This window comes from Streptomyces sp. GESEQ-35, assembly GCF_017948485.1.
In the GTDB taxonomy this organism is placed as follows: domain Bacteria; phylum Actinomycetota; class Actinomycetes; order Streptomycetales; family Streptomycetaceae; genus Streptomyces.
This window is the reverse complement of record NZ_JAFFSX010000001.1, coordinates 552996-574090: the sequence shown is the minus strand read 5'-3', so window position 1 is coordinate 574090 and position 21095 is coordinate 552996. Positions and strand designations below refer to the sequence as shown.

18 protein-coding genes and 1 pseudogene are annotated in these 21095 nt (G+C 69.3%); 12 read left to right on the top strand and 7 right to left on the bottom strand.

The window, feature by feature from the left end:
• Nucleotides 1-112: 112 nt before the first annotated feature.
• The 4 genes from KCH87_RS02520 to KCH87_RS02505 all read right to left on the bottom strand — a co-directional run bounded on the left by KCH87_RS02520 (nucleotide 113) and on the right by KCH87_RS02505 (nucleotide 3562).
• Nucleotides 113-1030 carry a PfkB family carbohydrate kinase gene (locus KCH87_RS02520; protein ID WP_210583665.1) on the bottom strand — a complete coding sequence of 306 codons (918 nt, stop codon included), beginning with the start codon at nucleotides 1028-1030 and terminating at the stop codon, nucleotides 113-115.
• Nucleotides 1031-1121: 91 nt separating this feature from the next.
• Complete coding sequence (locus KCH87_RS02515) at nucleotides 1122-1283, bottom strand: hypothetical protein (protein ID WP_374198939.1); 162 nt, start codon at nucleotides 1281-1283, stop codon at nucleotides 1122-1124.
• 53 nt (nucleotides 1284-1336) lie between these two features.
• The gene (locus tag KCH87_RS02510) at nucleotides 1337-2806 is read right to left on the bottom strand and encodes a hypothetical protein (protein WP_247195557.1); all 1470 of its coding nucleotides are present in this window, start codon (nucleotides 2804-2806) and stop codon (nucleotides 1337-1339) included.
• A gap of 60 nt (nucleotides 2807-2866) precedes the next feature.
• The gene (locus KCH87_RS02505) at nucleotides 2867-3562 is read right to left on the bottom strand and encodes a haloacid dehalogenase type II (protein WP_210583663.1); all 696 of its coding nucleotides are present in this window, start codon (nucleotides 3560-3562) and stop codon (nucleotides 2867-2869) included.
• Between the two features lie 90 nt (nucleotides 3563-3652).
• On the opposite strand from KCH87_RS02505, the gene KCH87_RS02500 reads away from it, so the two are divergent.
• Nucleotides 3653-5371, top strand: a complete 1719-nt coding sequence (locus KCH87_RS02500) for a DapH/DapD/GlmU-related protein (protein WP_210583661.1) — start codon at nucleotides 3653-3655, stop codon at nucleotides 5369-5371.
• Here the strand turns inward: KCH87_RS02500 and KCH87_RS02495 are convergent.
• The 3 genes and pseudogenes from KCH87_RS02495 to KCH87_RS02485 form a co-directional block, all read right to left on the bottom strand.
• A pseudogene (locus tag KCH87_RS02495) lies at nucleotides 5368-6289 on the bottom strand (IS481 family transposase). The gene KCH87_RS02500 and the pseudogene KCH87_RS02495 overlap by 4 nt on opposite strands.
• Before the next feature lie 85 nt (nucleotides 6290-6374).
• Nucleotides 6375-7151 (bottom strand): SDR family NAD(P)-dependent oxidoreductase, encoded by a 777-nt coding sequence (locus KCH87_RS02490; protein WP_210583659.1) that lies wholly within the window; start codon nucleotides 7149-7151, stop codon nucleotides 6375-6377.
• Between the two features lie 100 nt (nucleotides 7152-7251).
• A complete protein-coding gene (locus KCH87_RS02485; protein ID WP_210583657.1) occupies nucleotides 7252-8010 on the bottom strand; it encodes an SDR family NAD(P)-dependent oxidoreductase in 759 nt (252 codons plus the stop codon).
• Nucleotides 8011-8332: 322 nt separating this feature from the next.
• Between KCH87_RS02485 and KCH87_RS02480 the strand changes: the two genes are divergently transcribed.
• The 11 genes from KCH87_RS02480 to KCH87_RS02430 all read left to right on the top strand — a co-directional run bounded on the left by KCH87_RS02480 (nucleotide 8333) and on the right by KCH87_RS02430 (nucleotide 21080).
• Nucleotides 8333-9181, top strand: a complete 849-nt coding sequence (locus KCH87_RS02480; protein WP_210583655.1) for a helix-turn-helix transcriptional regulator — start codon at nucleotides 8333-8335, stop codon at nucleotides 9179-9181.
• 326 nt (nucleotides 9182-9507) lie between these two features.
• Complete coding sequence (locus KCH87_RS02475) at nucleotides 9508-12054, top strand: polysaccharide lyase family 8 super-sandwich domain-containing protein (protein ID WP_210583653.1); 2547 nt, start codon at nucleotides 9508-9510, stop codon at nucleotides 12052-12054.
• 51 nt (nucleotides 12055-12105) lie between these two features.
• Nucleotides 12106-13302 (top strand): hypothetical protein, encoded by a 1197-nt coding sequence (locus KCH87_RS02470; RefSeq protein ID WP_210583651.1) that lies wholly within the window; start codon nucleotides 12106-12108, stop codon nucleotides 13300-13302.
• Nucleotides 13303-13396: 94 nt separating this feature from the next.
• Complete coding sequence (locus KCH87_RS02465; RefSeq protein ID WP_210583649.1) at nucleotides 13397-13885, top strand: hypothetical protein; 489 nt, start codon at nucleotides 13397-13399, stop codon at nucleotides 13883-13885.
• Nucleotides 13886-14035: 150 nt separating this feature from the next.
• Nucleotides 14036-14305 (top strand): hypothetical protein, encoded by a 270-nt coding sequence (locus KCH87_RS02460; RefSeq protein WP_210583648.1) that lies wholly within the window; start codon nucleotides 14036-14038, stop codon nucleotides 14303-14305.
• A gap of 433 nt (nucleotides 14306-14738) precedes the next feature.
• Nucleotides 14739-15497, top strand: coding sequence for an IclR family transcriptional regulator (locus KCH87_RS02455; RefSeq protein ID WP_210583646.1), 759 nt, complete (start codon nucleotides 14739-14741; stop codon nucleotides 15495-15497).
• Nucleotides 15498-15596: 99 nt separating this feature from the next.
• Nucleotides 15597-16775 carry a PP2C family protein-serine/threonine phosphatase gene (locus KCH87_RS02450; RefSeq protein ID WP_210583644.1) on the top strand — a complete coding sequence of 393 codons (1179 nt, stop codon included), beginning with the start codon at nucleotides 15597-15599 and terminating at the stop codon, nucleotides 16773-16775.
• Nucleotides 16776-16919: 144 nt separating this feature from the next.
• Nucleotides 16920-17906 carry a Gfo/Idh/MocA family protein gene (locus KCH87_RS02445; protein ID WP_210583642.1) on the top strand — a complete coding sequence of 329 codons (987 nt, stop codon included), beginning with the start codon at nucleotides 16920-16922 and terminating at the stop codon, nucleotides 17904-17906.
• Nucleotides 17903-18907, top strand: coding sequence for a Gfo/Idh/MocA family protein (locus KCH87_RS02440; protein ID WP_210583640.1), 1005 nt, complete (start codon nucleotides 17903-17905; stop codon nucleotides 18905-18907). The genes KCH87_RS02445 and KCH87_RS02440 overlap by 4 nt, the downstream gene beginning before the upstream one ends.
• Nucleotides 18908-19003: 96 nt before the next feature.
• Nucleotides 19004-19567 carry an NADPH-dependent FMN reductase gene (locus KCH87_RS02435; protein ID WP_210583639.1) on the top strand — a complete coding sequence of 188 codons (564 nt, stop codon included), beginning with the start codon at nucleotides 19004-19006 and terminating at the stop codon, nucleotides 19565-19567.
• A gap of 319 nt (nucleotides 19568-19886) precedes the next feature.
• Nucleotides 19887-21080, top strand: a complete 1194-nt coding sequence (locus KCH87_RS02430) for a cytochrome P450 (RefSeq protein ID WP_210583638.1) — start codon at nucleotides 19887-19889, stop codon at nucleotides 21078-21080.
• The last annotated feature ends 15 nt before the right edge of the window (nucleotides 21081-21095 follow it).

Genomic DNA, 21095 nt, shown 5'->3' with positions numbered 1-21095 from the left:
GTGTTGCGAGAGTGTCAGCCGGGTTGTGGTGCAGCGTCAAGAGGTTTCGAACAATGTCCGACTGGTCGAACGCGCCGGTGTGTGAGCGTCCAACAGCCCGGAATCCAGAGGCTCAGTGAGATGGCCGGTCGATCTGTGCGCCTTCGGCTTCTCTCTGCATCCAGGCTCGGGTGCCGAAGGAGGCACACGCATGTGACGCCACCTCGGCCGCACCGTGCAGTGCCTCGACGAACCCCTGCGGCGTCAAGTGGCCCTGGACCGCGAGGTGGTGGGTGAGGGCTCCGTGCAGGACGTCACCGGCTCCCAGTGTGTCCGCCACCCGGACGGGAGGCACGTCCACTGTGCCGCTGCCGTCGGGGCCCGCCCAGACGATCGACTGCCCTCCCCGGCTGACCGCCGACCAGGTAACCCCGTGCTCTCGCAGGAACTTCAGGGTGTCGGTGGGTGTGTGCGTGCCGGGTGGGTGGAAGTCGTCCGAGCAGACGGCCACGTCGATCGACGGCAGCAGGCTCCGCATGCCGGGCTTCCAACTGCCGCCGTCGAGGAGGGTCGGCCGACCGACAGCTCGTGCGGCGTGGGCGGCGGCGAGGGCCAACTCCATGTGGTGGCCGTCGAGTTCGACGATGTCGCAGGCTGACACCAACTCGTCGAGACCGTCGGGCGGGACGAGCCGGACCCCTGTCGCATTGGTCGAGGCGACAGCGCGTTCCCCGCTGGAAGCGGTCACGAGGATGGAGGACACGGCGGGCGGGTCGAGCGACGGGGCTGCCAGGTCCGTCACGGTCACGCCCAGCCGGTTCAGGTCCGCTGTGACCGCATGTCCCAGCGGATGGGAGCCGATCGCGGTGAGCAGCCTGGCCGCGCCACCCAGATACGAGAACGTCGCGGCCGCGTTCGCCGCGGGACCGCCCGCAGCGACAACTTGCTCACGAGCCGTCAGCTTCTCGTTGGAACCCGGCACATGGTCCACGAGCTGGATGACGTCCAGAGTGGACAAGCCGACGAACAGGCCTACCTGGCGTCGCTTCACTGCCGGCTCCACTCTCCAGCACCTCCGGTGGGTCGTCGTCCGGATTCAGTCTGGGGCCATGTCCGGGGAAAACGACAACCGGCAGGCGGCGTCAGTGCTGTAGCACCGGTGAGCCGGCGGGCGCGCGTCGTGTCGCGCTGCGGTAGGTGGAGATGCCCAGGGCGAGCATCCAGTAGCTGAGGATCGCGGCGGCTTCCAGCCCACTGGAGACCAGGGTGAGCGTCGCGTAGACCAGTCCGGCGGCGAAGGCCATCGTGCCGACCCATTCATGAGTGTCCCCCGGGGTCCGCTGGTCCGGCCTCTGATTCAGCGTGACCGGGTGCCGCGCCGCCGCCGGTACAGCACCACCGCCAACGTCGCGGCCACCAAGACCCCCAGGAGGAGAGGGACCGGGTGGCGCCGGTACAGCGGCGCGGGTGACGCGTCCAGCGGGATGGCTGCGGTGTCGTTGCCCGGGCTGCGGTCGAACGGGTTGTAGGTGCGGATGGTGCCCTGCGCGCCGGAGACCTGGCGGTCGATGCGGATGTGGAACGCGATGGCGGTCGTACCCCCCTCGTGCCTCACCTCGGAGAAGGGGTCGTGGCCGATGTCGCAGACGAACGTCCCACCGGGCCTCTCCGGCCGCTCACACGCCCACTTGCTCCCGTCGCCCTCGAAGACGTACGGAATGGAGGTGACCGTGGTCCCCTCGGGCGGGACCACCTCGAAGCCGCCCATCGACTCGCTGGATGCCAGCCGCCCGGGTCCGAGGTCGCGCAGTCCGAGCCGTACCTTCACCGTGTCACCGACCCGGCCACGGACGCTCGCCGTCACCGGCTCATAGTCGGCCTGCACGGTGGTCTCGACGCTCACGTTGCCGGTGCCGCCCGTGAGGCCGCGGGCGGCCGCCCCCGCCAGTTCTTTCAGGGCCAGCGGGGCGTCCGTGCCGCGCACGGTGAGGTCGTCTGGGCGCTCGGGCTCGGACGACCAGGTGTAGGAGAGCGTGCCCGCCAGCTGTCCGGGGCCGGCCGTGTAAGTGATCGGGGAGCTGGTGGCGTACGCGGTGTGCGGTGCGGCCTTCGGGCTGAACCCGCACCACGCCGTAGTGGCCTCGGAGTTGAACCAGCAGTTCTCGGGGCGCGACGTCAGCCGTAGACCGTCCCACGCGGTGACATGCAGGGCCACGCCCCGCTCGGAGGTGAAGCGGCCGAGGTTGGCGAACCGTGGGGTCAATGGCACGGAGGCTCCCGGATCGACTCCCTTCACCGTCTCCGTCTTCTTGGGCGTGTGCAGCGTGGGGCCGCCCACCGTCATACGGGTGGTGCCGGTGACGGTGGCCGCGTTGTCGGCCGTGACGGTGTAGGTCACCGTCCCGCTGTCGCCCGGCTCGACACCGTCCACGCCGTGCAGGGTGAAGGGCGCGTTGGCCTCCCCGCCGCCGTTCTGCACGTCGCCGTATACACAGGTGAACTGGACGCTCTTGCCGGTGCAATTGCCGTGACCGCCCTTGCCCGCCGTGGCGACGCCGGTCAGGCCCGACGTGTCCACGACCACCTTGACGTTGCGGGCGGGGCCGCCGTCGCTGCGCACCACGGCGACGGGGACGACGAAGTCGCTGTTCGCGGCTTCGGCGCCTTCGTCGGCGTGGTACATCAGGAAAGTTGCCGGGGCTTCGAGCCGCAACGCCACCTTGCCGGACCCATCTGCCTCGGCGGGCGATGAGAGCAGGCCGAGGACGGCGGCGAGGCCGGCCGCCAGAGCGGCCGGACGTCTGGTGAACGGTATCCGTACGAGCATGCGGGCACTATGCCAGCGTCCACGCGACACCCGTGCCGCCGCCCGGCCCTGTGGTCCGGGTCAGGCATCGGCCTTGTCGAGTTGGTCGGCCAGGTCTGCGAGGTCGGCGGCGTGCAGGTCGAACCGGTCCGAGGAGGTGGGCGGGTCGCCGACGGAACGGGCGACGTAGGCGGTCCGCAGGCCGAGGCGCTGTGCTCCGCGCAGGTCCCAGGCGTGGGCGGCGACCATCAGCAGCCGCTCCGGCGGACGTCCGGAGACGGTGACGGCCAGCTGGTAGACCGCCGGGTCCGGCTTGTAGGTCTGGGCGTCCTCCGCGGACAGGGCCTGGTGCCAGCGCATTCCGGCGTGGGCGTTGAGTCCCAGCAGCGCCGTCCGGCTCGCGTTGGAGAGCCCGATCAGCGGGAACCGTTCGGCGAGTCGGGCGAGCCCTGCCACGGTGTCGGACCACGGCGGAAGCCGGCGACCTGACAGAGCCAGTGCCGCCACGGCGGTCGAATCGTCGACTCCGGCGGCGTCGGCAACGAGCTGGGCAGCCTCCCGATCGAGGGCGTCGCCGACGAGGAACGGCCTGCTGCCGTCGACGATACGACGCTGTTCGCGGTCGACATGCTGCTGCCACAGCAACAGAAGCTGGTCGATCCTGGAAGGGTCGAGCGACGGGTCGAGTTCACGAATGCCCGCGCGGATGCCGGCGGGTTCATCGACCAGTGTCCCCAGCACGTCGAACACGATGGCGTCGATCTCAGGCTCTGACATGGGAGAGGTCTCCTGGACGAATCTGGGGTGTGAGCGGCAAGGCCGGAGTGGGGATTGTCTCGATAGTAAGCGCTCTCTAGGCTTGCGGGCGTGAATTCGGAAGGTGTCGTCGCGGACTCTTATTTCGACTACTGCCCCTGGGATTTCGTGCAGCGGGCCTCTCCCGCGCAGCGCGAGACGCAGGTGGCGTACCAGAAGCGTTTGACGGCCGAGGCCGGTGCCGGCTTCGGGCCGCGGTGCTACGTCTCTTCGGCTGCTGCCGTGTTCGCTGATGTGCTGTGTCTGGGCGCCGATTCCTACATCGCGGGGTATGCCTACGTCACCGGTGAGGTGCGGGCCGGGCGCGACTGTTCGGTCAACCCTTATGCGACGGTGCGGGGACGGGTGACGCTCGGGGACGGGGTGCGTATCGGAGCGCACGCTTCTCTTCTCGGCTTCAACCATGGGTTCGCCCCGGACCGGCCCGTGCACCGGCAGCCGCTCACCAGCAAGGGCATCGTCGTCGGGGATGACGTGTGGATCGGCTCGAACGTCGTCGTCCTGGACGGGGTGACGATCGGCGATCACTGCGTGGTGGGCGCGGGTGCGGTCGTCACGAAGGACCTGGCACCGTGGACGATCGCCGCCGGCAACCCGGCCCGCCCGCTGCGTGATCGTCGCGGACGCGGCGGCTCAGAGGCGGGCACGCCGGAAGGTGACCTGGGCGATGCCGTGGCCCGGTTCGCCGAGCGCGCGCGGGCGCAGGCCGCCGATGTGCTGGCTCGTTGCTGGAGCGACGGCACCGGCCGCTACAGCGATCGGCCGGGCGGGTCGGCGACGGTACGCGCCCACTGTGATGCCGTGGAGATCGCCGATCTGCTGCTGGGCGCGCCGCCGGAGCAGCTGGCCGCCGCCGATCATGCCGAGCGGCTGCGTGCGCTACAGGATCCGGAGAGCGGGCTGGTGCCTGAGCTCGCCCCCGGAGGTGGCCCGGGCCTGCTGCCCGCGCCGGCCGGCGACGGGTGGATCGAGGACGGCGGTGCCGAGTACCACGTGCTGTCGGTGGGCTGTGCGCTGGAGTTGCTGGGATCCCGGTTCGCCCACCCGGTGCAGGTCGTGGACCGCATGACGGCTGGTCAGCTCGTCGCGCGGCTGGAGGCGTTGCCTTGGCGGACGGGTGCGTGGTCGGCGGGTGCGTGGGTGGACTGCTGGGCGACTGGTGCGTATCGCAACCTTGAGCTCGGGGGTGAGGCCTCTGGCAGTTCGGGTGCCCTGGAGGCGCTGTTCGGCTGGCTGGGTACGCGGGTGGATCCGTGGACGGGCATGTGGGGCGCGGCGGCCTCGCCGGCCGAGGGCCGGCTTCAACTGGTCAACGGCTACTACCGGCTGACCCGTGGCTCGTTCGCGCAGTTCGGGCTTCCGGTGCCGTATGCGGAGCGGGTGGTGGACACCGTGCTGGCCCATGCTCGTGATCCGCGGTGGTTCTCGGCGGGCCGTCAGAACGCATGCAATGTGCTGGACGTGGCGCATCCGTTGTGGCTTGCGGGACGTCAGACCCGTCATCGGGAGGGTGAGGTGCGGGCCTGGGCGGGGGAGCAGTTGGCGTCGGCGCTGGGGAGTTGGCGTGACGGGGCCGGTTTCGGCTTCGGCCCGGCGGGAGAGGGCGGCTCAGGTCCCGGCCGGGAGCCGGGGCTCCAGGGCACCGAAATGTGGCTGGCCATCGTCTGGCTGCTGGCCGATCTGGCGGGAGTGGCGGACCGGCTGGGGTATCGGCCGCGGGGTGTGCACCGCCCTGAGCCTGCCCGGTCGCCCATGTTCACCAGGCCCTAGGTGTATTGACCCGCAAGGTTGTTCACGCGGCTGATGGGTGGCTTGCCTTCGAGTGCGGTGTGGCAGCGGTGGTGGTTGTAGGTGTGGAGGAAGCCTGCCAGGGCGTCGGTGCGTTCGGTGTTGCTGGTGTAGGGCCGCAGGAGGCCCATTCGTCGAGCAGGGTGCGGTTGAAGCGTTCGACCTTGCCGTTGGTCTGTGGCCGGTAGGCGCGGGTGAGTTTGCCGGTCGCGCCGAGGTCGGCCAGGGCTTGGCGCCAGGCGAAGCTCTTGCGGTAGGGCCAGGCGTTGTCGGTCAGGACCCGCTCGATGCGGCCGACGCCACAGGCGGTGAAGAAGACAGCGGCCCGATGCAGGAAGTCTGCGCAGGTCGCGGCCTTCTCGTCCGGGTGGATCTCGCTGTGGGCCGGGCGGCTGTGGTCGTCGACGGCGGAGTGGATGTAGTCGAAGCCCATGCGGTTGCGGGTGGCGCGGCCTGCGCGGCGGCCACAAGGCACTGGCGGGCCAGTGCCTTGTGGCCGCCGCCGTCGGGGATCCGGCCGAGCTTCTTGACGTCCACGTGGATGAGTTCGCCGGGCCGGTGGCGTTCGTGGCGGCGGATGACCTGGCCGGTGGGCCGGTCCAGGAAGGCCGGGCGGTTCAGGCCGTGGCGAGTGAGTATGCGGTGCACAGTCGACGCGGGCAGACCGAGGATGGGCCCGAGGCGTGCGGGCCCGAGCTTGCGGCTCTGCCGCAGCCGGCAGACACGGGCTTCGGTTGCGGCAGTGGTTCGGTGTGGTGTCGTGCGTGGGCGGCTGGAGCGGTCGTGGAGTCCGCTTTCGCCCTCGGCCCGCCGGCGTCGGATCCACTTGTGGGCTGTGGGGCGGGAGATGCCCATCTCCGCAGCGACATGCCTGACTATGCCGCTGCGCGACTCGGGCACCGCCCGGTTACGTCATCCGGTGGAAGGTGCCGACGACCAGGGCCTGCGGGCCGTGGTCGCCAGATATGTGCTGCCTGATGCATCGTTAGATCGCGGTGAAACCGCCGTCAGCGGCGACCACGGCTCCCGTGACGAAACTGGAGCGGGGCGAGACGAGGAAGCACAGGACCTCGGCGATCTCCTCGGGCTGCGCCACACGTCCCAGTGGCTGCGCGGCGGCGAAGGACGCCAGGTAGGCGCGGCTGTCGGGGCGGATCGTGTCGAGGAAGTCCGTCTCGATGACGCCCGCGGCCACGAGGTTGGCGCGGATGCCCAGCGGGCCGCCCTCGACGGCGAGCACCTTGGTCAGTTGGGCCAGAGCGCCCTTCGACGCACTGTAGGCGACGCCTTCGGGCAGGGCGACGGTGGAGGCGTACGAGCCGGTGCTGACGATGGCGCCGCCGGCGCGGCTCTTCATGGCCCGGAATGCCTCGCGGGCGCAGAAGAAGGAGCCGCGGGCGTTGACCGCCATCACGGTGTCCCAGTCCTCGGCCGTGGTTTCGGTGACGGGCTTGTTCTGGGTGCGCCCGGCATTGTTCACGAGGATGTCCAGCCCGCCGAAGGCGTCCAGGGCCCTTGCCACCGCGCGGTGGGCGGTCTCCTCCTGGGTGATGTCACCGTTTGTCGCGACGACGCCGGGAAACTCCTCCGCCAGGTTCGTGACGTCGGGGCGGAGATCGAGGGCGACGACCCGGGCGCCGCGGGCGTGGAGGAGCGCCACGGCCTCCCGGCCCACCCCTCGCGCGGCTCCAGTGACGAGGGCGATCTTCCCAGCGAACTCGGTGGATTCGGATGTTGCGGCGGATGCGGTTGCAGGTGTCATGGTGCGGTCCCTGGAGGAGGTGACTGTGAGTGCAGGCGCCGGTGCAGGACACCTGAAGTGCTGTGCAGCGCCGGTGAACGGGCCAGCACGGCCGGGCTGTTCAGTGCGCGGTGAGCCCGCCGTCGACCACCAGCTCCGCGCCGGTGACGAACGAGGAGTCGTCGCAGGCCAGGAAAAGGATCGCGGGGGCGACCTCGTCGGCGCGGCCGGCTCGGCGCATGGGGGTGCGTTGGATGTCCGGCTGCTGGTCGCCCTGGTCGTCCAGGAGGTCCTGGATCATCGGCGTGGCGATCACCCCGGGATGCACCGAGTTGATCCGTACTCCCTGCCGGGCGTACTCGACCGCGGCGGTCTTGCTCAACAGGCGCACGGCACCCTTGGACGCCTGGTAGGCCGCAGCCGCACCGCTTCCCACCAGGCCGAGTACTGACGACGTATTGATCACCGACGCGTTGCCGCTCGCACGCAGGAGCGGCATCGCCGCCTTCATGCCGAGCCAGGTGCCTTTCTGGTTCACGTCGATGACGCGGTCCCACGCCTCTTCCCGCGTGTCCTCGATACCTGGCCAGTCCAGGATGCCGGCGACGTTCACGAGCACGTCCAGCGTTCCGAACCGGTCGCGTACGACGGTGATCACTTCGTCCCACTCCCGCGCGGAGGAGACATCGAGGCGGGCAGCGACGACCTCCGCACCGCGTGCCTCGATCCGCTGGGACAGCTCCCGCAGGGGGCCTTCGGCGACATCGGTGATCACCAGCCGGGCGCCTTCGCCGGCGAAGAGCTCGGCGGTGGCTGTGCCGAGGCCGCCAGTCGCGCCTGTGATCAGCGCGACCTTGCCGTCAAGTCGTTGTCCTGTCATGGATGTGGTCCTTGGTTCTCGTTGATGTTGACTGACTGTTGTGTCGGGACTTCCTGGCCTGCCGACGGCGGAGTCGCTCCCCGCTATCAGGGCCGTCACGGGCCCGGCCTTCTCTACGACTGCTTCTGCTCCCGGTAGAGCACGAGGTGCTCGTGACAGAGCACTCCGTCCCGGATGTCGCCCGTGGCGGACTCCTCTCCTCGCGATGTGGTCCTTCCCGCTCCACCGAGTCTGGGCAGGCCACCGGCCATCAACCAGGACGCGTGCTGCCTGGGCATGGCACACCCAGGCAGCACACCGAGCCCTCGCCTAGCCTGAACACATGGACGACAACCACCTGGGAGACTTCCTGCGCGCACGCCGCGCCGACCTGCGGCCGGAGGCCGTCGGCATGGCGAGTTACGGGCCCCGCAGAGTCGCCGGACTGCGCCGCGAGGAGGTCGCCGTCCTGGCCGGAGTCAACGCCGACTACTACACCCGCCTGGAACAAGGCCGCGAGCGCAACCCCTCACCCCAGGTGATCGACGCACTCAGCCGCGCACTGCACCTCGACACGGAGGCCCGCGTGCACTTGTACCGGCTGGCCGGGGCCACGCCGAACGACCGGCCCTCCGCCCATGCCACCGAGCAGGTGAGCCCGGCGCTGCGACAGCTGATGGACGGCTACCCGAACACTCCAGCGTTCGTCATGAACCGGACCCTGGACCTCCTCGCCGCCAACGCCCTGGCCGATGCCCTCTACGCCCCGTTCGATCCGGCGGACAACTTGGCCCGCATGACCTTCCTCGACCCCGCAGGCCGCACCTTCTACATGGACTGGGACCCGGCAGCACAGGCCACCGTCGCCAACCTCCGCGAGGCAACCGGATTCGACCCGGACAACCCACGGCTGCGCGAACTCGTCCGCACCCTCACCGAGGACCACGCGGACTTCAACCGTCTCTGGAACGCCCACACCGTGCGTGGCAAGACCCAGGACGCCAAACACTTCCTCCACCCGGACGTCGGCCCCCTCACCCTCACCTACCAGGCATTCGACGTACGCGACGCCCCCGGCCAGCAGCTCGTCATCTACCACGCCGAACCAGGCAGCCCCAGTGCCCAGTCCCTCAATCTGCTCGGTTCCATCCACGCCACCCGCCGTCGGCCCGCCCCTCGGTCCCACCGCTGATCAGCCGACGGAACATGGAGATCGGTCGGCAATAGCGCCCGGTCGATTTCGCCTCCGCCTGTTTCATAGGTGGTCACTCGTGAAACACCCCGCCGCCCGGCGGTCCACCTGCGCCGCCCCGGCGGGCTCGCCCTGCCGCACCGGTAAGAGCCTGCGGGACATCGCCGTGCCCATCGGCCACCCTGTTCGCCGCCGCTTCCAACGGCGGCCAAAATCAGGGAAGTTGAGAGGGGAGTCGCATCTGCGGACGCGGAGTCTTGTCGCTGGTCGGGGCGTCTGCTTGACTCCGCCCCCCCCAGAACGCCCGTTCGGCTACGGAGGACGTCATGGAGATGACCCGCAGACGCCTGTTGTCCGCTCTGTCGGCCGCCGGTCTTCTGGCGGTGATTCCCTCCCGGCCGGCCGGCGCCGCCGAGGTCGCCGCGGGCAGCGCACGGGTTCTGGCCAACACCGTGGCGGTCTTCGCCGGGACCGCCGAGTCCAATGCCCGGCCCGAGACGGCCGCGAAGGTGGCGGCCGTCCACAAGGCCGCGCGGGCGAACCTGGAGTCGATGGACGACGCCGACGCGGGCGAACTGTTCGCCGGTCTGGTGCTCGGCACCGACCCGGCCCAGCTCAACACCGCGTTCCGGCGGCTGTACGAGATCGCGCTCGCCACCCGTACACCCGGCGGTGCTCCCTCGGACCTGTACGACAACATCGCCGTGCAGCGTCGGGTGATCGACGGTCTCGTGTGGCTCCATGAGCGCTACTACGGCGACCAGTCCACGGGCTACTACGGCAATTGGTTCCACTGGGAGATAGGCCTTTCTCAGCACATCAGCAAAACGCTCGTGCTCCTCGCCGACCAGGTGCACGCCTACCGCCCGGACCTCCTGCGCACGTACGTCGCCACGATGGACGCCTATCTCCGCAACGGCATCGACGGGGACGTGAACCTCGACTCGCGCTTCCACACCGGCGCCAACCTCGCCGACATCACCACGAACCGGATCCTCCAGGGCGCGCTCCTCGGCGACGACGCCCGCATCCGCAAGGCCCTCACCGACCAGTTGACGGTCTTCGTCACAGTCGACCCGTACCACCTCAACCACGGTGTCACCGACGGCCACTACGCCGACGGATCCTTCATCCAGCACGCCTCCGTCGCCTACACCGGCTCGTACGGCAAAGGCCTGCTGACCCGTGTCGTCCAGGCCCTGAAGATCCTCGACGGCACAGGCTTCGCGCACGGCGAGGACCTGGTGCCGACCATTAAGGGCTGGGTGAGGAACGGCTTCGCCCCGCTCATCTTCGAGGGCTGGATGATGGAGATCGTCAAGGGGAGGGCGGTCTCGCGGACGGACACCGGGTACACCGACGTCGCGGTGGTCGTCGAGGCGGTCGTCGACCTGTCGTCGCTCGCGAACGGCGCCGATGCCAACGCCCTGAAGAGCTACGTCAAGTACATCCGGTCCACGTCGCGCGCAGCTCCCGACCCCTCCGGTTTCGTCTCCCCGATCAGCATCGTGCGGTACGCCGACATCATCGGCGACGCCACCGTCCCGCCCGCCGACCTCAACCCCGCCTCGCGCAGCCTTGCCTTCAACGCGATGGACAGGACCGTGCACCGCAGACCCGGATACGCCTTCGCGCTCGCCCGCAGTTCCGACCGGATCAGCAAGTACGAGTACATGAACGGCGAGAACCTCATGCCTTGGTTCCAGGGCGACGGGGCGTACTACCTCTACCTCTCCGGACAGGACCAGACCCAGGCATACGGCATCGACTACTTCACCACGGTCTCGCCGTACGGCCTCGCCGGAGTCACCACACCGGTCGAGCGGCGGCGCACGATCCCCGAGCTGTACGGGAAGCCGTACTACGACAACCCCGGTCACCCGCTGAACTTCACCTCGTCCTCCGAGTCGCAGAACATGTACGTCTACTTCCCGCGCGGCACCAACCGGCACTCCGGCGGCGCCGTCCTCGGGACGTACGGGGCGGCCGGGATGGTGCAGTCCGACGATGTCGCCCACCGTGACAAGGCGGCAGGTCTGCTGCCGGAGGACTTCGTCGTCTACCGCAATGCGAACGCGACGAAGTCGTGGTTCCTCCTGGACGAGGAGATCGTGGTACTCGCGGCGGGGGTCGGGGACGGCGCCGGTCGGGCCGTGACCACGACCATCGACGCCCGTACCGGCGCGCCGGACGACCAGGTGTCCCTCACGGGGATGCTCCGCGACGGCCGGCCCTGGACCGGCACGGGCACCGGTGACCTGCACTGGCTGCGCTACGTCAATGCCACGCAGCGGACCGCCGTCGGCTATGTCTTCCTCGACACTCCGCCGGTGGTGGTTGCCCTGGACAGGGTCACCCGCAGCCGTCGCGTGGTCCGCACCTCGAACCCGGACACCGCCGTGACCCGCAGCGTGTTCGGTGTGACGGTCGACCAGGTCCCAGGAGCGGAACCCGCCTGTCTGGCCTACGCGTTGGTGCCGAACGCGGGGGAGCCCCGGCTGCGCACATACCGGCACGGATCACTGAAGGTCCTGGCCAACACCGCACGCCTACAGGCCGTCAGCCACACCCGCCTCGGCCTGACAGCCGCCAACAGCTTCACGCCCGGCCACCACGAAACCGCCGGGGTATGCATCGACGGACCGGCGTCGGTGATCGTGCGGCGCGAGCGAGGCGGCGGACCGACCACCGTCGCTGTGTCCGACCCGACCATGGACCGGGACACGGTCGGTGTCCTTCTACGCGGCCGGCCGCTGCGGGAGGTCACGTCCGACGACGGGGTTCGCGTGAGCCAGGTCCGGGGCGGAACCAAGCTGGAGTTCGACACCCGGTTCGCGTACGGCCGGAGCTTCACAGTCGTATTGCGTGGCTAGGTGTGGTCTCAATGGAGGGGAGCCGAGGACCTGGCCAAAGGGGGGTAGGGCATGCGGCGCAGGAAGTCCACGGGCTTGGGGGAGCTGTCAGCGGCCGACGTATGGACGAGTCCGGAGGCGTGGGCTGCCAATGCCGTCGGTGAGGTGACCGCCGTGCAGTGGGCGTTGATCGCCGGACGGAAGGTGCGGCCGCCGTTTCTGGCGTGGGCCATCCTGCTGTTGTGGGGAGCCCTTGTGATCGGCTTCGGGGTGGTCGCGGGCACTGCCTCCGACCGGACCGGCGATCTGCCGGAAGGTCAGGTGCCGGCGATGCTCGCGGCGATGGGCCTGATGGTCGTGGTCACGGTCTGGTACCCGGTGCCGTTGGCATTGATGGCCGGATGGTCCCGCTGGCGCGCTCGCCGACTGCGCCGGGGCCGGATCGCCGCCCTGAGATCCTGCCGAATCGCCGACGCCCTGGGGGAGATCAGCGACGTGGCGCGGGTGGGCCAGTCATCCATCCACGTGCCGGAGGGCGCCCCGCAACTGCCGCCGCCGGGGGCGTACCGGCTGTACTGGCTGGAGCCGACGCGACGCGGCGGAACGCCGCTGCTGTTGTCGGCGGAGCCGGTCGACGTACAGGAAGCCGCCGGCAGCATGTACCCCACGTGCGCGCAACTGGCGTGGATGGGCCGGGTGTTGGCCGGTGAGCTGGGCGTGACCCCGCAGCAGCTGACCGCCAACCGGGCTGGACGCCTGACACGCCGGCAGCGCCGGGCGCTCATCCGCCGGGTGCGGCTGCGGCTGCTGCTCCCCGGCGTGCTCATCTACGCCGTGGTGTTCGCCGCCGTTGGCTTCCTCGCATTCTGGTGCGTGCTGTCCCTGGCGCGCACGGAGTGGAAGGCGGCGGTCGGCGCCCTGTTCGCGCTCGGTGTCCACGGCATCGCCTTCGCCCCACCGTTCCTCATCGGAGCGTGGGAGCTGACGGCCACCAGTGGTCTTCCTGCCGCGATCCGCGCTCTCCGTTCTCCGGCCCCGGTCGAACGGGTGGAGGGTGAGGTGGCCGTACGGCTGCACGACAGGAAATGCGAGATCTCCGCGGGACCGGTGCGGCTACCGGTGAGCCCCATGCTGGGGAGTTGTCTCCTGGCCCCCGGTCGGTATGCGCTGTACTACCTGCCGCGGCTGAACCTGCTGCTGTCGGCCGAACACACGAAGGTGGTCGGCGACACCGCGCCGGCATCACCGGCTGCCGACGCCAAGGAATGAGGCGTGGCGACTCCCGCGACCGGGGTGGCGTGTCTGCTGCGTGCGTCGGAAAACCAGATGCGTGCGCTCGCGACCGTCACCTACCGTGCCGGGCATGCGCGTGATGTTCACCAAGGGTCCCGGTACGAGTTACGACATCGCGGTGCACCGCGAGACCGGTGCCGCGCTGGCCCCGCGCAACGGCCCCGGCGGGCACCCGTATCTCCCGCACGACCTGGTGCACTTCCTCGTCGAGGCGGAGACGGGCATCAAGCTCGGGGTCTATGGACGGCTGGCCGCCGGTGACAACGGCATGTTCTGGCCCGCCGACCCCGCGGAGCGAGCCAGGGCCGCGCGGCGCCGCAAGACGAAGCCGGTGAAGCCGTCCCCTCAGGCGAAGGCCGACATGGCCAGGTCGGAGGAGCTCGCGGGTATCGCCGTACCCGTGTGGGAGGTGCGGCACGGGCACGCGCGGGAGCTGCCGGCGTATGTGACGGTCGGGGAGATCCCTCCAGAGGTAGAGCGGATCGTGTCCCGCTTCGACGACTACGCCGACCGCTGGCACACGCTGCCCGTCGGAGGTTCGCTGACCCTGGTGTGGTGACGCCGAGCAACACGCTGCGGGTGCTGCGCCACGCGATCACGAATGTCAGCGTGTCGTGCGTAGATTTTGGAGTTTTTCATATTAATGTCCGGTGACTGTACGGAGTCGATCACTCACGGATCGCACCCACCTCACCCCATCGGAGAAGACATGCACAAGCTTCGCAAGGCTGCCGTCCTCACCGTCGCCCTCGGCAGCGTCGGGCTCCTGAGTGCCGGCACCGCCAGCGCCAACGGCGACGGCGGCAAGAGCGTCATGCAGAGCTCCCACTGCAAGTCGCACGACCTGAACGTCGACGTCCTCGGCCAGGTCGGCGTCCTCAACGGCGTGCTGGGCAACGCGCTCAACGGCGAGGGCAACGCCGGTGGCCAGGACACCCACATCGGCTCGTCCATGGGCTGCGACAACAGCGCCTTCTAGGCCGTGTCGTAGGCCGAGGTTTCTCGCCACGTCTCATGCCGTGATGACCTCGGTACGGGGCGTGATCCTCCCGGATGGGCAGTGGGCAATCCGTCGGCGGGTGCGTACCGGTGCCCCATGGCGAGACCAACCGGTGGAGTACGGGCCGTGACACACGGTCTGTAGGTTGTTCCGCTGATGGCAGCGCATCGGTGCCTGGCGAGCCGCGCTGACCGGGCTGCCCGTCAATGTCGCCGGGTTGATCATGTGAGACACCTCGGAAACCAGTCAGGGGCCTGATCCGATTTCCCGGATCAGGTCCCTGATCTGGTGTTTCTCTCAGGGTGTTCACGGGCTGCCTGATCAGGCGGACGGAACTGAGGGCGCCGGCCGGAGTGAGAGCCGAGACCGCCCTCACCTTGCTCACGCCGTACGCCTGCCGCAAGCTGGTCGTATGGGTGCGGACGACGGCCCTACTCTGATCACTTCCGTCCAGCGGGCCTTGCGCCTGCTTGAGGCAGTGAGCGCGCACGAGAACGGCGCGCCCGCGAAGCAGCTGGCACGGGAGACGGGCCTGCCCCTGGCGACCTCCTATCACCTGCTGCGGACACTCGTTCACGACGGATACGTGCGGAAGCTGGGCGACGGCGGGTTCGTCCTCGGTGACAAGTTGCAGACGCTACAGACCACGGGCCGTGCGCAGGCGCTGCTCAGCCGCGTCCGTCCCACGCTCGCCGCGCTGCGGGACGAGCTCGCGACCGCTGCCTACCTCACCTTCTACGAGGAGGGCGAAATCCGAGTCGCGGAGATCGTCGATGGGCCCCGGGCGCCCCGCGTCGACCTGTGGGTGGGATTCGAGGATGCGGGGCATGCCACCGCGCTGGGCAAGTCCGTGCTGCGAGAACTGGACGAGGCCGCCCGCATGGATTACCTCTCCCGACACCACCTCGCCGACCTCACACCCCGAACGATCACCAGCCGGCCGGAACTGCTCCGGCGACTGGACTCCTCACCGGTGGCTCCAGCCGTCACCGACCTGGAGGAGTACGCCCTCGGCACGGTCTGCGTCGCCGTCCCGGTCTACAGCGGCGACACCCTCGGCTCGCTCGGAGTCTCGCTGCCGGCGGACCGGCTCTCCCGGTTGCCCGAGATTCGGGCACGTCTGATCCCGACCGCGAGTCGCGTCACCAGGGGCCTTTCGCTCACTATCTGAAAATCCTCTTCTTGTGGGCGCCCCCAGCGACCCCTTTATCTGGATGAAACAGGCATTTCAGGAATGTGCCCCGCGCACAGGTGAGGACTGCGGACAAACATGAGTCAGGCCCGAGACCATGGTGTCGACGACCACTGGCCGAAACGGCCGTTCCGAAACCGAGTGGCCTGCCGGCGCGCCGTCGCGCAATTGGCCGCTGGTACACCTGTCCTCCCCGTCCTGATCGTCTCCGCCATCGTGCTCGCCGATCTCGCCGCCGGAGCGGGGATGATCTGGCTGCCCCTGCTCGCTGCGGGCCCCGCCCTGGCCGCCACCACCAACGGGCCGCGCGGCGTGCTCTGTGTCGGATTCCTCGCGCTGGTGCTCGGCGCGACGCTGGGAACCCGGGACAGTGTTCCGGCCCGTGAACTGGCCGCCGTACTGACCGCCCTGGTTGCTGTCACCCTTGCGAGCGGCCTGGCCAGCGCGCTGCGCGGACGCCGTGAGCGGGTACTCGCGGCCGTCCGCTCGGTCGCGGAGACCGCCCAGCATGCGCTGCTGGCGCCCGTGCCGGCGACCGTCGGCCCCTTTCAGGTGGCCGTCCGCTACAGCGCCGCGGCGGCCGAGGCCCGTATCGGCGGGGATCTCTACGCACTGATACCCACACCGTACGGAGTGCGGCTGATCGTCGGCGATGTGCGCGGCAAGGGGCTGCCGGCCGTGGGGACCGTCGCGCTGGTGCTCGGTGTCTTCCGCGAGGCCGCCTACGACGAGCCCGATCTCCTCGCCGTGGTCGACAGGATCGAGCGGAGTCTGGCGCGCAACCTCGGTCATGACGACTTCGTCACCGCCGTGGTCGCCGGATTCCCGGAAGCAGGGCAGCTGGAGGTGGTGAACTGTGGACACACACCTCCGCTGCTGGTGAACGCCTCCGGGCGCGTCACGGAGGTCGAGCCCACGCATCCGGCCCCGCCCCTCGGGCTCCGCGCCCTCACGGGTGACACCCCCGGCCTCCAGGTGCTGCCCTTCGCCGACGGGGACCAGTTGCTGCTCTACACCGACGGGGTGACCGAGGCCCGCGACCGCGGCCGTGCGTTCTACCCGCTCGCCGAAGGACTGGAGCGCCACGTGTCGCACGAGCCGGCACAGACCCTGAGCGCGCTCCAGGACGAACTGCTGGCACATGTGGGCGGTCGACTGCACGACGACGCGGCGCTGCTCCTGATCCGCAAGCCGGCCCTGCTCGCAACAGGGATTCCCGAAGCGACCGTTCCCGAGCCGGCAGCCGTTGGTCCTTGACCCGCCCCGGCTGAGACTACCCACGTTGGTGATGGTCCCGGTGGGCAGTGCGGGGCGAGACTGATCAGGCTTCGGACGTGTGGCCATCGGCAGCCGGGCTCGTCTGCGCAGACGATCAACAGGGAAGAGGAGCTGGGGGGCGCCATGCGGCAGCTTGAGGTAGCACTGATCGGCGCAGGGCTGATAGCCCGGATGCACCTGGAGGCGTGGATCGACGCCGGAGCGTCCGTGCGCGTCCACTCCCAGGACGGCCGCGCGCAGGATTTGGCCGACGAGTTCGGGGCCAAGGCCGTCGACTCCCTGGCCGACGCGCTGGACGGCGCCGACGCCGTGGACATCTGCTCGCCTACGGGCACTCACCGCGACATCGCCCTGGCGGCCATCGCCGAGGGTGTGGCGGTGGTGTGCGAGAAGCCGTTGGCGGCCGACGTCGCGGAGGCCGAGGAGATCGTCGGCGCGGCGGAGCAGGCCGGCGTACCGGTCTATCCGGCGCACGACATCCGCTTCGCCCCCGCCTTCGCCCGGCTCCACGAGCTGGTGGCCGAGGGCCGCCTGGGCGCGGGCACGGTCGCCCGGTTCACCGTGGCCGGCTACCACCCGCGGCCCTGGACCGGCCACGCCTCCGCGGAGTCGGGCGGGATCCTGACCGATCAGATGCTGCACGGCGTGGACATCGCCTACTGGCTCTTCGGGGACGTCGTCCGGGTGCACGCCCACTACCAGGGTGAGATCGCCGCACCGGCCCCGGAGGGAACCGCCGCAGTCGGAACAGCCGTTCTCACGCACGCCACTGGCGCGCTCAGTCAGGTGGTGAGCCGGTGGACACCGACCCCGCAGCCGCCCATTCGCGTCGCCTTCCACGTCTCGGGCACGGGCGGGACGATCGCCCACGACTCCGAGTGGCCCCAGGAGATCAAGGTGTCCGGCGGCCCCGCCGGGACCCTCGGCTACTACGGGGAATCCCCGTTCTTCGCCGAAATCCGTGAATTCGCCACTGCGTTGAGGGGCGGACCCGAACCGCGTCTGGTGTCCCGCGACGCACTGGCCGCCGTCCGCATCACCCAAGCCGCGGCACAGTCCGCATGGACTTCACGAGCCGTCGAACTGCCCGTGAAGGGAGCCACCGCATGAAGGTCGCCGTGTTGTCGTTCGCCCACGAGCGCGCCGCGACATACGCCCAGCTGCTGTACGACATGCCGGACGTGGACCTGGTCATCGCGGACCCCGACGGCTCACCTGACGATCCGGCGCGGGGAAGGGGCACGGCCCGGCGGCTCGGCTCGGCCTACGCGGGAAGCTGGGACGAGGTGTTCGCACTGCGTCCCGACGCCGTGATCGTCACCAGCGAGGCCGACCGCCGCCGGGAGCTGGTCGAGCGGGCGGCCGAGGCCGGGGCGCATGTGCTGTGCGAGCATCCGCTCGCAGCCGACGAAGCGGACGCCGAGGCCATGGTGCGGGCATGTGAGAAGGCGGGCGTGCAGCTGAGCCTCGCCTCGCCGACCTGCTTCGGCCCGGCGTTCGCCGCCGTACGCCGGGAGATCGCAGACGGTGAGACCCTCGGACGCCTGACGACCATTCACGGGGCGTACAACAGGCCGCGTCCCGCACGGCCGACGGCGGAGAGCGGAGCGCTGGCCGCAGCCGCGCCCCTCCTGCTCGACATGGTGGACGCGGTGCTCGCCGGGAAGCCGGCTGAGCAGGTCTACGCGCAGGCGAACAGCGTCCTCAGCGAGGAGCCGGGCGTCGAGAGCGCGGCACTCGTCACCGTGCGCTACACGGACGGAACCGTCGTGTCGATCGACTGTAGTTGGGGCCCGGCGGACAGCTCACCGGCCGCGGCCGGACCGACCATGAACTTCATCGGAGACCGCGCGAGCGTGGAGTTCACCGCATCCCCGCGACTGCTCGGCGGATTCGACGGCGGCACGTCCCGTGAACGGTGGGAGACACGTGAGGACGATCCGTACGCGGTCATGCTCCGTGAGTTCATCGCCGCGGTCCGCCAGGGGAACGGAGCCGGCCCCGACGGGACGGCAGGAGTGCGTACGCTGCGGATCATGCAGGCGGCCCGTGCGTCGGTACGCACCGGTCGGCCCGTCGAGTTGGCGGTGCCGCAGACCGTACTGCCGTAGCGCACCTCTGCCTGGCCGGATCACACCGTAGGTCCCGGCGGGCTGAGGCACCCTGTTGATCCTTGCTCTGACTTGCTTCGCACTTGGGAGACGCACATGACCACCATTGGCATCGTTCTCGGCAGCACCCGTCCCGGCCGCGTCGGACCGCAGATCGCGGAATGGATCGAAAAGACGGCCCGTGCACGGGAGGACGCCGATTTCGAACTCGTCGACATCGCCGACTACAACCTTCCGTTGTTCGACGAGCCGCGCTCTCCGCGGATGGGCAGCTACGAGCACGACCACACCCGCGCCTGGGCCGCGAAGATCGACGAGCTCGACGGATTCGTCTTCGTCACGCCCGAGTACAACCGGTCGATCCCGGCCTCATTGAAGAACGCCATCGACTTCGTCTACAACGAGTGGAACAACAAGGCCGTCGGCCTCGTCGGATACGGCAGCAATGTCAGCGGCTCCCGCGCCGTCGACCACCTGCGGCACATCGTGGCGGGGGTCCAGCTGACGGCTGTGCACACCCAGGTCAACCTGTCGCTGAGGACCGACTTCGAGAAGTTCACGACCTTCGTGCCTGCCGCCGGCCACGAGGCGATGCTCCAGCAACTGCTCACCGAAGTGGTCACGTTGACCAACGCACTCGCACCGCAGCGCCAGGCCTGAAACACCTCGCACGACCCGCCTCGCCGGCGGCAGACGGTTCACGCTCGCAGTGAACCGTCTGCCGCCGGTTTTCTTTTCCCCGAAGTGATTTCCGAGCAGCTCTGGATCTGAATTCCAGCAGTCGGAGACGGGAATTCTCGGGCGCCTCGGGGTGTACGGGAAACCGTGCTCGAAATGCTCTTCAGGACCGCTCAAGGCCCTTGCTCACCTACCAGGTTGAGGGGTGACGGGCCCCGGCTGCTCACCTAATCTGACCTTGGCGACAAAAACGCGGGACGCTTATCTGGTAGGCATGAATAACCAGTGGGGGAAGGATTCCATGAGCGACGCAATCTCCTTCGAGGAGCCGTGGGCGCGTACGCACCAGTTCGACCCTCCTGCGATATTTGAATCGCTGCGCGAGGACCGGCCACTCGCGCGAATGGTGTACCCCGACGGACACGTCGGCTGGATCGTCTCCAGTTACGAGTTGGTGCGCAAGGTTCTCAGTGACCCGAGGTTCAGCCACAGCACGGAGATCGGTCACTTCCCGGTGACGCACCGCGGACAGGTGATGCCCAACCATCCGAAGATCCCCGGGATGTTCATCCACATGGACCCGCCCGACCACACCCGCTACCGGCGTCTCCTCACGGGTGAGTTCACCGCTCGCCGTGCGAACCGGCTCACCGCGCGGGCAGAGGCCGTGGCCGCCGAGCAGATCGGCGTCATGCGTGAACACGGCTCGCCCGCGGACGTGGTGGCGAACTTCGCCAAGCCGCTGTCCCTGCGCGTCCTGTCCGAGCTCGTCGGCCTGCCCTACGACGAAGTCGGCCGCTACGGCCATGCACCGACGCTCCTGCACGACTCGGACGGGGACCCGCAGGAGGTCGCAGCCGCCATGGGGCAGGCGGTCGCCTTCTTCGCCGAGGTCATCGAGCGCCGGCGGAAGGAGCCCGAGGACGACCTCATCAGCCGCCTCATCGCGGGCGGGGAGCTGACCACGGAAGAGCTGTGCAACATCGTCACGCTGCTCCTGTTCGCGGGCTACGAGACCACCGAAAGCGCCCTCGCCGTCGGGGTGTTCGCGCTCCTGCACCACACCGACCAGCTGGCGGCGCTGCGCGCGGACCCGTCGAAACTCGACGCCGCGATCGAGGAACTCCTTCGCTATCTCACTGTCAACCAGTACGACACGTACCGCACCGCCCTCGAAGACATCGAAATCAACGGTGAGACGGTCAAGAAGGGCGACAGCGTCACGGTTTCACTGCCCGCGGCCAACCGTGACCCGGAGAAATTCAAGTGCCCCGCCGAGCTGAACATCGACCGCGAGACCTCGGGGCATATGGCGTTCGGCTTCGGAGTTCACCAGTGCCTGGGCCAGAACCTGGCACGCGTCGAACTGCGCGCCGGATTCAACTCCCTCCTCCGTGCGTTTCCCGACCTCAGTCTTGCCGTTGATTTCGAGGACGTGCCGCTGCGGCTCAAGGGATCCGTCTTCGCGGTGAAGAGCCTGCCCGTCTCCTGGTGAACTCTCTTTTCTCCG

Coding starts and splice junctions, on each gene's coding strand:
- KCH87_RS02515 (WP_374198939.1), bottom strand. CDS start 1,283: ATGGCCTTCGCCGCCGGACTGGTCTACGCGACGCTCACCCTGGTCTCC.
- KCH87_RS02510 (WP_247195557.1), bottom strand. CDS start 2,806: ATGCTCGTACGGATACCGTTCACCAGACGTCCGGCCGCTCTGGCGGCC.
- KCH87_RS02505 (WP_210583663.1), bottom strand. CDS start 3,562: ATGTCAGAGCCTGAGATCGACGCCATCGTGTTCGACGTGCTGGGGACA.
- KCH87_RS02490 (WP_210583659.1), bottom strand. CDS start 7,151: ATGACACCTGCAACCGCATCCGCCGCAACATCCGAATCCACCGAGTTC.
- KCH87_RS02485 (WP_210583657.1), bottom strand. CDS start 8,010: ATGACAGGACAACGACTTGACGGCAAGGTCGCGCTGATCACAGGCGCG.
- KCH87_RS02480 (WP_210583655.1), top strand. CDS start 8,333: ATGGACGACAACCACCTGGGAGACTTCCTGCGCGCACGCCGCGCCGAC.
- KCH87_RS02475 (WP_210583653.1), top strand. CDS start 9,508: ATGGAGATGACCCGCAGACGCCTGTTGTCCGCTCTGTCGGCCGCCGGT.
- KCH87_RS02470 (WP_210583651.1), top strand. CDS start 12,106: ATGCGGCGCAGGAAGTCCACGGGCTTGGGGGAGCTGTCAGCGGCCGAC.
- KCH87_RS02465 (WP_210583649.1), top strand. CDS start 13,397: ATGCGCGTGATGTTCACCAAGGGTCCCGGTACGAGTTACGACATCGCG.
- KCH87_RS02460 (WP_210583648.1), top strand. CDS start 14,036: ATGCACAAGCTTCGCAAGGCTGCCGTCCTCACCGTCGCCCTCGGCAGC.
- KCH87_RS02455 (WP_210583646.1), top strand. CDS start 14,739: ATGGGTGCGGACGACGGCCCTACTCTGATCACTTCCGTCCAGCGGGCC.
- KCH87_RS02450 (WP_210583644.1), top strand. CDS start 15,597: ATGAGTCAGGCCCGAGACCATGGTGTCGACGACCACTGGCCGAAACGG.
- KCH87_RS02445 (WP_210583642.1), top strand. CDS start 16,920: ATGCGGCAGCTTGAGGTAGCACTGATCGGCGCAGGGCTGATAGCCCGG.
- KCH87_RS02440 (WP_210583640.1), top strand. CDS start 17,903: ATGAAGGTCGCCGTGTTGTCGTTCGCCCACGAGCGCGCCGCGACATAC.
- KCH87_RS02435 (WP_210583639.1), top strand. CDS start 19,004: ATGACCACCATTGGCATCGTTCTCGGCAGCACCCGTCCCGGCCGCGTC.
- KCH87_RS02430 (WP_210583638.1), top strand. CDS start 19,887: ATGAGCGACGCAATCTCCTTCGAGGAGCCGTGGGCGCGTACGCACCAG.